The sequence below is a fragment of the Thermoanaerobaculum aquaticum genome (genome assembly GCF_000687145.1).
In the GTDB taxonomy this organism is placed as follows: Bacteria; Acidobacteriota; Thermoanaerobaculia; order Thermoanaerobaculales; family Thermoanaerobaculaceae; genus Thermoanaerobaculum; species Thermoanaerobaculum aquaticum.
Genome location: NZ_JMFG01000008.1, coordinates 142,245 through 156,282, shown reverse-complemented (window position 1 = coordinate 156,282; position 14,038 = coordinate 142,245). Strand labels below are relative to the sequence as shown.

Below are 14,038 nucleotides of genomic sequence, written 5' to 3'. Positions count from 1 at the left end.
CCCCCGGGAGTGACACCGTGCTGGAAGCGGTTTCCGAACGTTTACAAAGCGTTCTCAAGAAGCTACGGGGCGAAGGGCACATCACCGAACGCCACCTGGACGAGGCGCTGGGGGAAATCCGTCGGGCGCTTTTGGCGGCCGATGTGGCGCTGCCGGTGGTTAAGGACTTCGTGGCCAGGGTGAGGGAAAAGGCTTTGGGACAGGAGGTGCTGACCTCCCTGAGCCCAGGCCAGCAGATCACCAAGATCGTGCACGACGAGCTCACCCGGCTCCTGGGAGGCGAGGCCCAACCGCTTCGCCTTAAGGGCTTTCCCGCCCCCATCATGCTGGTGGGGCTGCAGGGCACGGGGAAGACCACCTCAGCGGCCAAGCTGGCGCTTTTCATCCGGCAGAAGCTGGGCAAACACGTGCTTTTGGTGCCGGCCGATACGCAGCGGCCAGCGGCCCGCGAGCAGCTGGAGCAGCTGGGCCGTCAGATGGGCCTGCCGGTGCTTTCCACCCACGGGGAGTCCTCCCCCGAAGCTATTGTCCGCAACGCCTTAGTGGAAGCCCGGCGCAAGGGGTTCGAGGTGGTGGTGGTGGACACCGCCGGGCGCCTGCACGTGGACGAGGAGCTCATGGCGGAGCTGGAGCGGGTGGCCGAGATCCTGCAACCCAGCGAGCTTTTCCTGGTGGCCGACGCCATGACCGGTCAGGACGCCGTGCGGCAGGCGCAGGCTTTTGGCGGAAGGCTCAAGCTCACGGGGGTGATCCTCACCAAGCTGGACGGCGATGCCCGGGGAGGCGCCGCGCTTTCGGTGGCCAGCATCACCCATGTACCCGTGCGCTTTGCCGGAACCGGCGAAAAGCCTGGGGATTTCGAGCTCTTTCACCCCGACCGCATGGCTTCCCGCATCCTCGGCATGGGGGACGTGCTCACCCTGGTGGAAAAGGCCCAGGAGGCCTTTGATGCCAAAAAGGCGGCCGAGCTCGAGCGCAAGCTGGCCAAGGAAGGTTTCGATCTGGAGGACTTCCTGGAGCAACTGCGGGAACTGAGGAAAGGTGGGCTTTTTGCCGCCATGATGGACCTGCTCCCCGGGGTGAAGAAGCTCAAGGCGCAAGCTTCCCCCGACGAGCGGCAGCTCAAACGCATGGAAGCCATCATTTGCTCCATGACCAGGGAGGAACGCCGACGGCCGGAAATCATCAACGGCTCTCGCCGCCGGCGCATTGCCCGGGGCGCCGGGACCAGCGTGGAAGAGGTCAACCGCCTCCTGCGTCAGTGGGCGCAAACCAAAAAGCTCATGCGCAGCATGCAGGGTAAGGACCCCAGGCGGGTGTTGCGCGGTTTGGGGCTTTGAGGTTTTTTGCTACAATGCCTTGGCGCTTGAGGCGCAGATGTGGTTTGAGTTCGGAGGAAGGGCTCGATGATCAAGATTCGGTTGCGGCGCATGGGTTCGAACAGGAGGCCAACGTACCGTATTGTGGTTTCCGACGATCGCCGGACACCCCAGGCGGCTTTTCTGGAAGAGGTGGGCTTTTACAACCCGCGGGTGGAACCGCCGGAGATCCGTTTGAACAAGGAAAGGGTCGAGTACTGGCTGGCGCGGGGGGCGCAAATGTCCGAAACCGTAGCTAGCCTTTACAAGCGGGCTCGTTCGTGAGTCACCAATTCCTCATCACACGGGAGGTCGTATGAAGCAGCTTGTGGAGCAGATCGCTAAATCGTTAGTGGACAATCCGGACAAGGTGCAGGTGCGCGAGGTCACGGGTGAGCAAACCACCGTTCTTGAACTGCGCGTGGCCCCGGAGGACTTGGGCAAGGTCATCGGCAAGCAGGGCAAGACGGCCCGCGCCATCCGCACGATTTTGGCGGCCGCCGGCATGAAGATGCGCAAGCGCTACATGCTGGAAATCCTCGAGTAGCCCGTGTCCCGCCCCACTCGCTTTCTGGCCGTGGGGCGGGTGCGGAAACCCCACGGGGTTCACGGCGAGCTGCTGGTGGAAATCCTCACGGATTTCCCCCAGCGGCTAGCGGTGGGGGTTTCTGTGGGTGTGGGCCAGGCAGAGCCCGAGCAGTTCTTTACCGTCAAATCGGTGCGCCTGCACAAGGGCGCTTGGCTTTTGAAGCTTTCGGAGTGCACCCGCCGGGAGCAGGCGGATAGCTTTCGCGAACAGTACCTGTTTCTCCCCGAACAAGAGCGGGAGGCCCTGCCGGCCAACTACTACTACGAGCACGAGCTGGCCGGCTTGCGTTGCCTGTTGCTGGACGGTCGGGAGGCCGGCACCGTACAGCGCCTGGAGGCGGGGCCGGCGGGGGCGTGGCTGGTGGTGCTGCAAGGGGAACGGGAGGTGCTGGTGCCGTTCGTTTCCCCCATCGTGGTGCGGGTGGACTTAGAGCAGGGCTGTGTGCTCCTGGACCCCCCGGAAGGCCTCCTTTTTGGCGATGCGCTGTGACATCCTCACGCTTTTCCCAGCGCCGGTAGAAGCCTACCTGGCGGTGGGGATCTTGGGCAAGGCGATAGCAGCCGGCATCCTCGACGTGCGCGTCCACGACCTGCGCCGTTGGGCCATCAACCGCTACGGGCAAGTGGACGACGAGGTTTACGGTGGCGGGCCCGGCATGGCCATCATGGCTCCGGTGGCGGTGCGGGCAGTGGAGGAGGTCACCGCCGGGGAGCAAGCTCGGGTCATCCTCCCCGATCCCCGGGGGCGGGTTTTTACTCAAGAGGTGGCCAAGGAACTGGCAGGCGAGCGGCGGCTGGTGTTTTTGTGCGGACGCTACGAGGGCTTTGACGCCCGGGTGGCCGAGGTCCTCAAGGCGGACGAAATCTCCATCGGTGATTACGTGGTTTCCGGGGGCGAGCTGCCGGCCCTGGTCATCCTGGATGCGGTGGCGCGACAGGTGCGGGGGGTGGTGGGGGATCCCGATTCAGTGGTTCAGGATTCCTTTACCCAGGGGCTTCTGGACTTTCCGGTGTACACCCGACCCCGGGAGTTTCGGGGGCTTTCGGTGCCGGAGGTGCTGCTTTCCGGGGATCATCAGAAGGTCGCGGACTACCGCACGGAGGTCTCCTTGCGGTTGACGCTTTTACGCCGCCCGGAGCTGTTGCTCCGCCACTTCTTTGAGCTGCCAAAAGAGCTTCGCCAAAAGGCCCGAAAGCTGGCCCAGGAGCTGGGGGTTTCCGGCTTGCCCGAAGAGCCGTCCTAAGTAAGCCCAGGGTTGCCAGCCTACGTGCTTCTTGCGTGTTTTCCTGCTCTTGGCAAACGGGAGATGCTGCTGTAGAATCACGTTTCGCCCCGCAAGGGCGACGGTACTTTTGGAGGCGGTCATGGATATCCGCAAGCTTGAGGAGAGTTGGCTGCGCACGGACATTCCTGAGTTCGGGCCCGGAGACACGGTTCGGGTCCACGTCAAGGTGCGCGAGGGCGACAAGGAGAGGATTCAGGTTTTTGAGGGCGTGGTGCTGGGCCGGCGGGGCGGTGGCATCCGTGAAACCTTTACGGTGCGCAAAGTGTCCTACGGTGTGGGTGTGGAGCGGGTGTTTCCCGTGCATTCCCCCCACATTGACAAGATCGAAGTGGTGCGGCACGCCAAGGTTCGCCGGGCCAAGCTTTACTACTTGCGCAACCTGAAGGGGAAGGCAGCGCGCCTCACCGAAGACTTGAACCGGAGGTAAGGGAAAAACGCCACCGGATGGCAGCAGCGACGGGGCTCTAGCCCACCGTTTTGGTTTGGTGGCAGGGGTGGATGAGGCGGGTCGTGGCGCCCTGGCGGGACCTCTGTTTGTGGCGGCGGTGATTTTGCCTTTCCCCTGCGCAGTCTCCGGCATCGATGATTCCAAAAAACTGGCGCCTGCCCGGCGTCGGCAGCTGGCCGCGGAAATCAAAAAAGCCGCAGTGGCGTTTTCGATAGTCCGGAGGGAAGCCTTTGAGGTGGACCGCCTCAACGTTGCCGAGGCTACCCGTCAAGCCATGGAGGAAGCGGTTTTAGCGCTTAAACCCTCGCCCCACTGTGTGGTTTCCGACGCGGTCAAGCTGCCGGGGCTGGCGCTGCCGGTGATAGTGGAGGCCAAGGCCGACGCCCGCTACCTTTGCGTGGCCGCTGCTTCGATTCTCGCCAAGGTGGCCAGGGACGAGGTCATGGAGGAGCTGGGCCGCCAGTTTCCCGAATACGGCTGGGCGGAGAACAAGGGCTACCCCACGCCCCAACATTTGCGGGCTTTGGGTCACCATGGACCCAGCCCTTGGCATCGGAAAAGCTATGCGCCCGTGCGCATGGTAGTATCAAAGCAGGAGTGGTAACGGATGGCCACGGCGAAGCGCGAACAGCTCATTCAGGAAGCGGAAAAGCTAGCGGCCAAGGGCCGGCTGGATGCGGCCATCGAGCAGTTCCAAAAAGCCCTCAAGCAGGGGGCTCCCGACGGGGCGCTTTTGAACCGGCTGGGGGATTTGCTGCTTAAAGCCAATCGCGTGGGGGAAGCGGTGGCCGCCTACCAGCAAGCGGCCGATGTCTACGCGCAAATGGGGTTCACGCTCAAAGCCGTGGCCGCCGAAAAGAAGGCCAACCGCGCCGATCCCCAGCGCACCGACACCTACGAACGATTGGCGGAGTTTTACTACAAGCTGGGGATGCCGGTGGAGGGGCGGCAGCAGCTCCTTACACTGGCCGATTGGTACCTGCGCAACCGCAAGGTGGCCGACGCCATCAAGGTGTACCGCAAGCTGGCGGAGCTGGAGCCCAGCAACTTTCAAGCCCGTGCCAAGCTGGTGGACCTGTTGGCCAGCAGCGGCGATATTGCTGCAGCCAGCGCCGAGCTGGATCACCTGGGTCAGCTGCTGTTAAGCCGCGGGCACGTGGACGAGTCGGTGAAGCTGGTGGAGCGAGCGCTGGAAATGCAGCTTTCCCTCGGCAGCTTCGGGCCGGCCTTGCTCAACGCCCTGGTGACCACCGGTCGCCTCCCCACCGCTTTGGATCTGGTTCGCAAGCTGGAGCCCTCTGCGGTAGCCCCCGATTTAGCGGTGGCCATGGGCCGGGTGCTGCTGGAAGCCGGGGACATTGGCGCAGCTCGGGATCTCGTGGAGCGGGCCCTGCCCGAGGTGGGGGAACGCACCGAGGTGGTGCAGCTTTACGGCGACATCCTGCTGCGGGTGGGGGAAACCGAAGCCGCCAAGGAAAAGCTCCTGCCCACCATCGATCGGCTCATGGCTGCCAAGGATTTGGAGCGGGCCGGTCAGCTCATCAAGCGCCTTTTGAAGGCCAACCCCAGGGACATTGACGTGCTGGAGCGGGGGCTTAAGGTCTTCGACCGGCGTCAAGACGGCGAGTTCTTCTCGGTGCTGGAAGGCGCTTTGGCCGATGCTTATTACCAAGCGGGGCGACGGCAGGAGGCTGCGGAATTGTACATGGAGCTGGCTCAACGCGAGCCCGGCAACACCCTCTTCAAGCAGCGCCTGCAGGAGCTGGGGGTAGGCCCGGTGGGGGTGGAAATCGTCCACACCAAGCCTGCGATTACACCACCCCCTGCGGAAGCGGAAGAGCTGGAGGTGGAAATTCCCCTGGAGGAAGCGGGGCTGCCGGCCGAGGAAGCTGGGGCGGCCAGCTTCCAGTGGGACTCCGCAGCTGAAGTTGCAGCGCCAGCCGAGGAAGCACCGGTGCCGGCCACCGGCCCACAGCCCAACGTGGAGGAGCTGTACACCGAAGCCTCGGTGCTAGCCAAGTACGGGTTGGTGGACAAGGCCTTGGCTCACCTGCAGCAGCTCCTGGCCTTAGACCCGCACCACGCCAAGGGCAGGGAGCTTTTGGCTTCCCTGGGTGGCCGGCTGGAGGAGGTGGAGGAGCTTCCGGCGCAGCCTCTGCCTTCGCCGGCCCCTGCCCCCAAACCCGAGCCCGCAGCGCCCTTACCCTTCATCCCCCCGGCCCAGCCGGCTGCGTCTTCCGTTGCATCCCGGTCTTCAGCCGCCTTAGACGAGCTGGAATCGCTGTTGGGGCTTACCCCCAAAAAGCCGTTGGCCCCTGCAGCCGACTTCGGGTCGCCCGTCCAACCCCCGTCGCCGCCCTCCAGCGAGGGGGTAGCTGTGGGAAATGCCAGTCCAGAGCTAGCAGTCCCTGATTTTTCCGTGCCCCAGTTTGAGCTTCCGGAGCTAGCCTCCCAGCCAGCCCCGGAGGTAGTCGCTCCGCCTCCGGTGGTGGAGGAGCTGCAACCCGTGGAGGTGGCGCCCGAGCCGGTGGAGCTGGCACCCGAACCCGTGGAGCTGGTGGAGCTGGCGGAAGAGCTCTTCGAGCCGAGCCCCGAGCAGCTGGCGGAGCTGGATTTGCTGTTAGAACAAGGGCTGGTAGAGCAGGCCAAAGAAACCTACCAGCGGCTGGCAGAAAGCTTTCCCCAAAGCACCGAGCTCAGCCGGCGGGCCCATCGCCTGGCCGAGCTTTCCGCAGCGCCGGCACCGGTGGCCGAGACCTCGGCGACCGAGCTGTTTGCCGAGGAGGAAGGTTTCTTCAACCTGGCCGCGGAAATCGAAAAGGAGCTGGCGGAAGACGAGGAAAAGCAGATGGTGGCGGAAGCCCGCGGCCAGGATGGGGCCCAGGAGGAGTCCATCGAGGAGCTGTTCAAGCAGTTCCAGCGGGGCGTGGCGGAACAGCTGGGGGAGGAGGACCACGCCACCCACTTTGACCTGGGGCTGGCGTACCGGGAGATGGGGCTTTTGGACGAGGCCATTGGCGAGTTTCAGCTGGTTTTGAAGTCACCGGAGCTTGCCCTGGACGCCATGACCCTAATTGCCAACTGCTACATGGACAAAGGCCTCCCCGAAGAGGCTGCCTCTTGGTTCGAAAAGGCCCTCAAGACGCCCAACTTGCCGCCAGAAGCTGAGCTGGGACTGCGCTACGAGCTGGGCAGGGCCTGGGAAGCCGCCGGCAACGTAGCGGCCGCCCTGGCGCATTACGCCGAGGTGCTGGCCGTGAACCCAGCTTACCGCGACGTGGTGGAGCGCATCACCCGCCTCCGCACTGCGACCAATTAAAACCTACCGCTGCTTTTAGCTGGCGCTTTTCAATGCCCACCGGATTGGGCGTGTGGCCCTGTCGCTTCCCAACGCAACGGCCGCTGTCTTTTGAATGGCTTCTTCGCTTGGGTTTACACTCGGCGGCATGGCGGTCACTCGTGCGGCGGCTACGGCGCTCTTGGTTGTCGTGGCCTCGGCCTGTGCCACGGTGAGGCCGCTCCAGCCTGGAATGCGGGTGGAGGTGCTCACCCCCGTGGATCGGGTGCCGGTGCGCGATCCCGGGGTTTGGTCCACGTCACCGGGTCCTGCCGATCGTCAGCGGCAGCAGGTGCTGGTGAACCTGCGGGGGGCGTTGGCCGACGCTTTGACGAAAAAAGGGGTGCAGGTGTGCGAGGGGGAGCTGGAAGCGGCCTCGCTTGCCCCTCAACCCGCGAACCTGCGGGAACGGGCCCTGGCTGACCACGTGGACGCGGTGGTGCTGCCGGAGCTTGTTGCTTACGGCGAGGTGCGGCGCTCGTGGTTGTGGGTGCTTTTGGGGCAGGGCGTAGTGGCAGGTGTGGGGCATGGGGTGGCTGCCGCCAAGGTCACCGGACGGGCCCGGGATGGCTGGATCGTGGGGGGCGGGGAGTTCCTCCTGGAGACCGTCACCTGGGTTGGCGGGGCCTTGGTTGCTTCCCGAACCCTGGACCCGGTGGTGATCCGGCTTTGGGTGGTTCCCGCGCACGGGAAAATAGCCCGCAAAACCGGCGAGGGAATGCGACCGCTGGCCCAGTGGCTGCGGCGAGGCCCGCCGCGACCCCAGCGGGTGGCTTCCGTAGCCCACAAGGTGCTTTCCCGGCTTGCCAGCAAGCTGGTGGCTAAACCAACCAAGCGCTCAGGGGACGCTGATCTTCCCGTAAACGCCGCACGCTAGCTGCTCAGCTTGCTAAGCTTTTCCGGGCCGGCCACCCGCCGGCCTTGCCGCAGGGTCAGGGGTCTTGGCAAACAAGCTTCCGTTTCTCCACTGCTGTCCTTGGGTCCCGCTGCTTTGGTCGCCCGGCGATCCTTCTAACGGTCGTTTGCCTCTCGCCCAGCCTTCCTGGGTCAGCGCGAGCTTGATGCTGATGGCGGCGGCGCTGGCCCCCTCCCTGTGGTTGCAGGTTCGGCTTTCGGGGGAGCGGCCCCGCTGAGACGCGCGCTTTTAGCTTTTACCGGCCGCAGAGGGCCAAAACCTCTTTGACCAGCTTTTCGATGCCGGTGGCGGCTTCGGCAATGGAGCGGGCCAGCATGTAGGCCGGCGTGGTCACGATTTTGGCCTTTTGGTCCACCACCACGCCTTCCACCCCGCAGGCTTCGTGGCAGGCCCCCATCTTTTCCAAGGCCGCGGCGGTGTCCTTGTCGGTGCCGATGGTGAGCTTGGGGTGCTCCTGGCCCAGAAGCTTGGCAATGAGCGCCGGCGCAATGCAAATGGCGCCGATGGGTTTGCCCTGCTGGTGGACGCCCTGCACCACCCGCGCCACCTCCGGGTGCACCTGACAGTCGGCGCCTTTGAGGGCAAAGTCGCAGAGGTTTTTGGCGGCGCCGAACCCCCCGGGGAGGATCAAAGCGTCCAGCTCGGCGGGGTCCACCGTGGCCAGGTCGCGGATGTTGCCGCGGGCAATGCGCGCCGCTTCCACCAGCACGTTGCGCTTTTCCCCAGGGACCACGTCACCGGTGAGGTGGTTGATGACATGGAGCTGGTCCACGTTGGGAGCCATGGCCACGATTTCCGCCCCCGCCCGGTCTAAGGCCAAAAGCGTGATCACCGCCTCGTGGATTTCCGCACCGTCATAGACACCGCAGCCGGAAAGCAAGACACCCACTTTTACCTTGCCCATAGCGCACCTCCCGGTGGCATTTTACGAAACCTGGTGACACGGGTGTGGGATTTACGGAGTGTTGGCGGTAACCAAAAGCGCCATGCCCTGGCGGAAGAGGTGGTGCAGGCGGCGGGCGTCTTCCGGGTCCACCACCAGCACGATGCCCGGCGGCTCCTGGGGAACCTCTTCGTGGTGCGCCAAAAACGCCCAGCCTTCCTTCACCGCCTGGCGGAAGCGCTCCCATAAGCTGCGGGCGGGGAGGTCGTTGGCCACCCACAGAACCAGCGGGGAAGCTTCGCCCCCTTTGCTTCCGTTCTTGGTGAGCTCCACCCGGTACCGGCTTGGGGTTTCCGGGCGCGGCGTGGGGTTTGGGGTGGGGCCCTGGAGGGAAGGGGTGGGTTTTGCAGCCCCTTCCTCCTCTTCTTCCTCGGCGCTTCTTGCCGGGCGCAAGCTTGGCGGCGCAATAACCTCGCGATCGGTATCGCCCGGGCCCTGCAGGACCTCCAGGATCACAGGGACCTCCAACGCCAGGGGTTCGGGAGGCTGGTAAAAAGGCTGCCGTGTGGCGGCCTCCACCGCCTTGACCACCACCTGATCCAGCACCACCCCCCGGGCCTTGATTTGCAGGAGCCTCTCGCCGAGGTCCAGCTTAAGGTACACGTTGGGCTTGCGGGCTAGGGAAGCCTCCAGCTCTAACCCGGCCACGGCGGCCGGGGAAAGGGGCGCTTCCCCGGCCCACGCTGCCAGGCTAGTAAAGGTACACGCGAGTGCCAATCGGCACGTGGTGGTAAAGGTACTCAAGGTCCTCGTCTCCCAACCGGATGCAGCCGTGGGTCACCCGCCGGCCCAAAAGCGACTTGAACAGGGTCCCATGGATGATGTAGCCGTCCCCCATGTAAAGCCCGTAATCCCCCAGGGAATAGGGGTCCACGCGGTCGGGCGAACCCGGGGGAGGCGGCTCTTCTCCTTCCTCAATGAAAGCCCAGTCCGGCTTCATCCACACCGGGTTTTTCTGTTTTCGCTCGATGATCCGCTCGCCCAGGGGCGTGTCAAACACCCATTTTCGCTTGTTACGGGGATCAATGAGCACGATGCCGGTACCGGTGGAACACAAAGCCTCCCGCACCACCTTGCCGTCCTCGACCAGACGCAAGCGGTTGCGGTAGGTGTCCACCACGATGTAAAGCCCCTGGGGACGCACCCGCTCCAGCGTGGTTCTGGCCTTGGCGGCCCGGGACTTCAAGACGTTCGGGGAAAGTTGCGCCAGTTGTGGGTCGGTCACGGTGACCAGGGGCATCAGCGTCAAGGGGTTGCCAAAGCGGGCCAAGACCAGGGCGCCGCCCACGGTGAGCACTAGCAGCACCAGCGGCACCAGCACCAGAAGAAGCGGAAAGGATTTCCGGGGTGTGCTCTCGGGAGTGGAAAGGTCGGGTTCAGTGCTCATAGGTGCCCACGATGGTGACCGGTGTGCCTACTTGCGCCCAGGCGAACACTTTATCCATATCGGCGTTGCGCAGGGCCACGCAGCCGTCGGTCCAATCTCGCCCTTCGCCGCCGTCACCGTGAATTTCGATGAGGCTGCCGATGCCGGCGCGCCAGGGTATCTTACCCTGGCTTCTCGCTTGCAGGAAGCGGGCGCGGTCCTGGTCGTTGGGGTAGTTGATGAGCAGTGCTTTGTAGTACTTGGTGGCTGCGCCTTGCTTTTTCTGCACCACCTTGTACCGACCCTCGGGGGTGGCGCGGTCGCCGGCGTGCTGCTTGGGACGCAAGCCGTTGGCTCCCAGCTCGGCGGGGAAGCTGGCGAGGAGCGTGCCGTCCCGGTAAACGGACAGCCGGCGCTTGAGCTTATCTACGATGATCACCACGATCCCTTGCTCGCGGGATTCCCGCAGCGTTTGCTCCACCCAATCCCGCCACTGGCGCCGGAGGTTGGGGTCCGAAAAGCGGGCGTGGAGGGCTCCAAACTCCCGGTGGACGATGGCCAGGTCGCTGATGGCAGCCCGGGCCAAATCGCTGGCTTCGCCCCATTGGCCCAGGCGGGCTAGGGCTTGGGCCCGGCCCAGGGCACCCTTGGCGCGTTGGAACGCTGCGGCCTCGCGCCGGCCCATGCCGGTTTCGGAAAGCTCCTGCTGGGCGCGAGAGAGCTCGTTGGTGGCTTTGGCGAAGACCTGCTCGAACTGCTGGCGAGCGGCAAGCTGCCTTTCTCGCTTTTCCCGCACCGTCACCGAGGCCAACTTGGCAAGACGCAACCAAGCCGCTTCTGTTCGACCGGGGGTGTGGTCCCAGAACGGGGCCTCCCGCTCAAAAGCAGTGATGCTTTCAGCATCGGCCAGCAGCCGCTCCAGCATCCTCGCAGATTGCGGCTGGCTGGCGCGCAGCTCGGAAATGGCCTTTTTGACGGCCGTTCGGGCAGGCTCCACCGCCGGCGGCGCCGGGCGAGACCCGCAGCCCAGCGCCAACACCACCAGCGCCAAAAAGAGGGGCCGGCGGCATAAGCCTGCCGCCGGCCCGAAGGAAAACCCTACCACTTCAGTTAGCACTTGATCTTGGTCTTGGCGTTGGCAAGCTCGGTGGCCAAGTTGTCCAGCTGGCCCTTGAGGCTCTCGGCCTGAGCCTTGGCGCCGAAGAAGTCCTCGCGGTTGAAGGTATCCTCAAGCTGGTTCACCTGGTTGGCCAGACCGTCCAAGTTGCCCTTCTGGAGCTCCAGGTCCTTCTTGAGGTCCTTGGGCTTCCGGCGGCACTTCTCGAGGTCCGCCAGGGCCTGCTGGGCAGCGGTGAGAGAAGCCTTGGCAGCGTCAATAGCCGCGCGAGCCTCGTTCTTGGCCTTCTCCTTACCAGCAATGCCAGCTTCCTTGGCCGCGTTGGCTGCCGCGGTGGCGTCAGCAATCAGCTGCTTGGCCTTGGTGTAGGAACGGAACAAAGCGAACTTGGCGTTCTGAGCTTCCACCTCGGCGTTGGCAGCGTTCACCGCCTGCTGGGCCTTGTCCCACTCAGCAGCGGCGTACTTGGGGGCCTCAGCCTGCTCAGCAGCAGCCAGGGCCGCCTTCATGGCGTCCAGTTCCTGCTGGGGCGGCTTGGCGCAACCCACGGCCAAAATCGCCACGACCAACACTAACAACCCAACCACAACGTTCTTACGCATCGTCTCCTCTCCTTTCCTCCTCCTATAGAGGTTCGCACCGTTTGCGGTGCTGGTTTGTAATGCTACGCCAAAATTTTCAGCGTGACAAGAGTCCATGGTCTTCCGACTGGGGTGGGCATCACCTCCCCGGGGCTTCCCCCGGGACCTTGCTTTTACTCCTGTTTTGCGGTGCTGTCAAGGGCACCCAGGTTGCGGCGGAGGCGTTCGTAGGTCAGCCGGCGCAGGGGGCTGCCTTCCGCAAGCTTGGCCCAGGCCTCGGCGTCAAGCCCGGCAAGCTCGCTGACGCTTAGGGTCGCCAGATGGGCACGGGTGGGGAGATGGGGGTTGACCTGGAGCGGGGCGTGGCGGTTCCAGGGGCAGCAGGTTTGGCAGAGGTCGCAGCCGAAGAGGTATCCGGAAAGCTGGGGAGGGTGGTCGGCATCAAAGGCGGATTTGTGCTCGATGGTCAGGTACGAAATGCAACGGCGGGCGTCCAGCTGGTAAGGCCCCCGCAGCGCTTCCGTGGGGCAGGCGGCAAGACAGGCGGTGCAGGAGCCGCAGTGGTCAGTTTCCGGTGAATCGGGAGGTAAAGCCACGGTGGTGATGAGCTCCCCCAAAAGCAGCTCGGACCCCAGTCGGCGGTTGATGAGGCAGGTGTTTTTGCCGATCCACCCCAGCCCAGCCCTTTGCGCTACCTCTTTTTCCAAAAGCGGCCCGGAGTCCACTACGATCCTGAACTGTGCTTCGGGAAACAGCCCCACAAGATGCTCACCGAGCTTGAGGAGCTTTTTGCGGATGACCTTGTGGTAGTCCCGGCGGCGAGCGTAGCGGGCCACCCGCACATGCCCGGAGGGAAGCGGCCCATCGGGGGGATCGTGGTAGGCGCATGCGACGCAAATCACCGAGCGGGCGCCGGGGAGGAGGGCATCGGGGTTTCCGCGGAGGGTTGCGGTGCGGGCCATGTAGGCCATCTCGCCGTGGAACCCCATCGCCAGCCACGCTGCCAGGTGGCGTTGGCCTTCCAGGGGTTCGGCGGGAGCTACCCCAAAGAGGTCAAAGCCCAGGGTTTTTAGGGCGTAAGCTCGCAGGGCCTCCTTTGCTTCGTGGTGAGCGCGCTCCACAGGGCTAGAATAGCCCCATGCTTCCCGCGCTGCTTGTGGTGGTGGCGGTGGTGCAAACGGGCGGTGTGGTCACCGTGGAGCTCCCCGCCGGGAGGGAATTGGGCCGTTTTCCCCTTGCCAGCCACACTATGGGCGTGTTTGTGGCTCCCGATGGGGCGCTGTGGCTTCCTTCTGCTGAACGTGAGGAAACCGTGGTGGCGCGTTTGGGCCAGGCAGGGGAAACCATCGGTGGGCGGCTGGTGCCGCTCTTCTTCCGCGAGCCCGATCGGCTGTACGCGGTGTTTCCGGGAGAGCTTGTGGCTCTCGCTTACCCTGAGCGGGTTCGCATTGCCTCTTGGCCCTTGCCCCGGGGGCTTTCACCTACCTTTGCCGCGTGTTCCCACGACGGGCGGGTGGTGGCGGTTTTGACCACGGCGCCGCCCGCCCAGGTGGTGCTGGTTTTCCCGTTCGACCAGGGACAAACGGCCACGGTCCCGCTTTCCGGCTTTCCCTCTCCTCGCCTTTTAGCTTTGAGCGATGGATTCTTGGCGGTGGGCGGGGAGGGCCGGGTGGGGCTTTGGCCGCTGGGATTTAGCGAAGGCGTACAGGTGAACGTGCCGGGAACGGTGGCGGGCATGGCCTGGTCCCCGGACGGCCGGGAGCTTTTCCTGCTTTTGGCTGCCCCGGGAAGCGAGGTGTGGCGGGTCCCGGTACCCAAGAAGGCCTCGCGGGTGCCCAAACCCAAGCGGGTTTGGCAAGGTGAAGGGGAGCCTCGAGCGCTGGCGCTCACCGAGGAGGGGCTTTTAGTTTTGGAAGACCAATCGGTGCACTTGCTGAGCCCGAAGGGGCGGGAGCTGGGCCAGGGGGCGGTGGCGGGAGGTTACGCCCTGGGGGTCATCCCATCCCGGCCGATTTCGGGTGCGGTACCCTGGAGTGACTCCCAGCCTTGATCTGCAGCCTTTTACATCAGTTTGCCGAAAGCAGGGTTGGCTGGCGGG

The 14,038-nt window shown here is 64.6% G+C and carries 16 protein-coding genes; 10 read left to right on the top strand and 6 right to left on the bottom strand.

The features are described from left to right. Nucleotides 1-17 precede the first annotated feature (17 nt). The 9 genes from ffh to EG19_RS03885 all read left to right on the top strand — a co-directional run bounded on the left by ffh (nt 18) and on the right by EG19_RS03885 (nt 7,894). Nucleotides 18-1,340 carry a signal recognition particle protein gene (gene ffh / locus EG19_RS03925; protein WP_038047692.1) on the top strand — a complete coding sequence of 441 codons (1,323 nt, stop codon included), beginning with the start codon at nt 18-20 and terminating at the stop codon, nt 1,338-1,340. Between the two features lie 66 nt (nt 1,341-1,406). Beyond that, nucleotides 1,407-1,643 (top strand): 30S ribosomal protein S16, encoded by a 237-nt coding sequence (gene rpsP, locus EG19_RS03920; RefSeq protein WP_038047690.1) that lies wholly within the window; start codon nt 1,407-1,409, stop codon nt 1,641-1,643. 31 nt (nt 1,644-1,674) lie between these two features. Beyond that, nucleotides 1,675-1,905, top strand: coding sequence for a KH domain-containing protein (locus EG19_RS03915; RefSeq protein WP_038047688.1), 231 nt, complete (start codon nt 1,675-1,677; stop codon nt 1,903-1,905). Nucleotides 1,906-1,908: 3 nt separating this feature from the next. Next, nucleotides 1,909-2,436 (top strand): ribosome maturation factor RimM, encoded by a 528-nt coding sequence (gene rimM, locus EG19_RS03910; protein WP_053334853.1) that lies wholly within the window; start codon nt 1,909-1,911, stop codon nt 2,434-2,436. After that, entirely contained in the window at nt 2,426-3,190 is a 765-nt protein-coding gene (trmD, locus tag EG19_RS03905) for a tRNA (guanosine(37)-N1)-methyltransferase TrmD (RefSeq protein ID WP_038047686.1), read from the top strand. The genes rimM and trmD overlap by 11 nt, the downstream gene beginning before the upstream one ends. A 121-nt stretch (nt 3,191-3,311) precedes the next feature. Beyond that, a complete protein-coding gene (rplS, locus tag EG19_RS03900; RefSeq protein WP_038047684.1) occupies nt 3,312-3,659 on the top strand; it encodes a 50S ribosomal protein L19 in 348 nt (115 codons plus the stop codon). A gap of 67 nt (nt 3,660-3,726) precedes the next feature. Next, nucleotides 3,727-4,284 carry a ribonuclease HII gene (locus EG19_RS03895; RefSeq protein WP_200867112.1) on the top strand — a complete coding sequence of 186 codons (558 nt, stop codon included), beginning with the start codon at nt 3,727-3,729 and terminating at the stop codon, nt 4,282-4,284. A gap of 3 nt (nt 4,285-4,287) precedes the next feature. After that, on the top strand, nt 4,288-6,999 hold the full coding sequence (locus EG19_RS03890) for a tetratricopeptide repeat protein (RefSeq protein WP_038047681.1): 2,712 nt from the start codon (nt 4,288-4,290) through the stop codon (nt 6,997-6,999). 127 nt (nt 7,000-7,126) lie between these two features. Further along, on the top strand, nt 7,127-7,894 hold the full coding sequence (locus EG19_RS03885; protein WP_152543899.1) for a hypothetical protein: 768 nt from the start codon (nt 7,127-7,129) through the stop codon (nt 7,892-7,894). Between the two features lie 274 nt (nt 7,895-8,168). Here EG19_RS03885 and elbB read toward each other — a convergent pair whose 3' ends face one another. The 6 genes from elbB to queG form a co-directional block, all read right to left on the bottom strand. Next, nucleotides 8,169-8,837, bottom strand: coding sequence for an isoprenoid biosynthesis glyoxalase ElbB (gene elbB, locus EG19_RS03880; RefSeq protein ID WP_038047678.1), 669 nt, complete (start codon nt 8,835-8,837; stop codon nt 8,169-8,171). Nucleotides 8,838-8,888: 51 nt separating this feature from the next. Then, nucleotides 8,889-9,593, bottom strand: coding sequence for a hypothetical protein (locus tag EG19_RS03875; protein WP_152543898.1), 705 nt, complete (start codon nt 9,591-9,593; stop codon nt 8,889-8,891). Beyond that, nucleotides 9,568-10,263, bottom strand: coding sequence for a L,D-transpeptidase (locus EG19_RS12335; protein ID WP_053334852.1), 696 nt, complete (start codon nt 10,261-10,263; stop codon nt 9,568-9,570). The genes EG19_RS03875 and EG19_RS12335 overlap by 26 nt, the downstream gene beginning before the upstream one ends. Further along, complete coding sequence (locus EG19_RS12330) at nt 10,253-11,359, bottom strand: L,D-transpeptidase family protein (protein WP_152543897.1); 1,107 nt, start codon at nt 11,357-11,359, stop codon at nt 10,253-10,255. Before EG19_RS12330 ends, EG19_RS12335 begins: the two co-directional genes overlap by 11 nt. Then, on the bottom strand, nt 11,353-11,961 hold the full coding sequence (locus EG19_RS12325; protein WP_053334850.1) for a hypothetical protein: 609 nt from the start codon (nt 11,959-11,961) through the stop codon (nt 11,353-11,355). Before EG19_RS12325 ends, EG19_RS12330 begins: the two co-directional genes overlap by 7 nt. Nucleotides 11,962-12,113: 152 nt before the next feature. Beyond that, nucleotides 12,114-13,061, bottom strand: a complete 948-nt coding sequence (gene queG, locus EG19_RS03855) for a tRNA epoxyqueuosine(34) reductase QueG (RefSeq protein ID WP_038047668.1) — start codon at nt 13,059-13,061, stop codon at nt 12,114-12,116. Nucleotides 13,062-13,078: 17 nt separating this feature from the next. On the opposite strand from queG, the gene EG19_RS03850 reads away from it, so the two are divergent. Further along, nucleotides 13,079-13,990 (top strand): SMP-30/gluconolactonase/LRE family protein, encoded by a 912-nt coding sequence (locus tag EG19_RS03850; RefSeq protein WP_038047667.1) that lies wholly within the window; start codon nt 13,079-13,081, stop codon nt 13,988-13,990. Nucleotides 13,991-14,038: the final 48 nt, after the last annotated feature.

Excerpts from the sequence above, each read along its gene's own strand:
- elbB (WP_038047678.1), bottom strand. The coding sequence starts at position 8,837 with ATGGGCAAGGTAAAAGTGGGTGTCTTGCTTTCCGGCTGCGGTGTCTAT.
- EG19_RS12325 (WP_053334850.1), bottom strand. The coding sequence starts at position 11,961 with ATGCGTAAGAACGTTGTGGTTGGGTTGTTAGTGTTGGTCGTGGCGATT.
- trmD (WP_038047686.1), top strand. The coding sequence starts at position 2,426 with ATGCGCTGTGACATCCTCACGCTTTTCCCAGCGCCGGTAGAAGCCTAC.
- EG19_RS03885 (WP_152543899.1), top strand. The coding sequence starts at position 7,127 with ATGGCGGTCACTCGTGCGGCGGCTACGGCGCTCTTGGTTGTCGTGGCC.
- EG19_RS03850 (WP_038047667.1), top strand. The coding sequence starts at position 13,079 with ATGCTTCCCGCGCTGCTTGTGGTGGTGGCGGTGGTGCAAACGGGCGGT.
- EG19_RS12335 (WP_053334852.1), bottom strand. The coding sequence starts at position 10,263 with ATGAGCACTGAACCCGACCTTTCCACTCCCGAGAGCACACCCCGGAAA.
- EG19_RS03915 (WP_038047688.1), top strand. The coding sequence starts at position 1,675 with ATGAAGCAGCTTGTGGAGCAGATCGCTAAATCGTTAGTGGACAATCCG.
- rpsP (WP_038047690.1), top strand. The coding sequence starts at position 1,407 with ATGATCAAGATTCGGTTGCGGCGCATGGGTTCGAACAGGAGGCCAACG.
- EG19_RS03890 (WP_038047681.1), top strand. The coding sequence starts at position 4,288 with ATGGCCACGGCGAAGCGCGAACAGCTCATTCAGGAAGCGGAAAAGCTA.
- rplS (WP_038047684.1), top strand. The coding sequence starts at position 3,312 with ATGGATATCCGCAAGCTTGAGGAGAGTTGGCTGCGCACGGACATTCCT.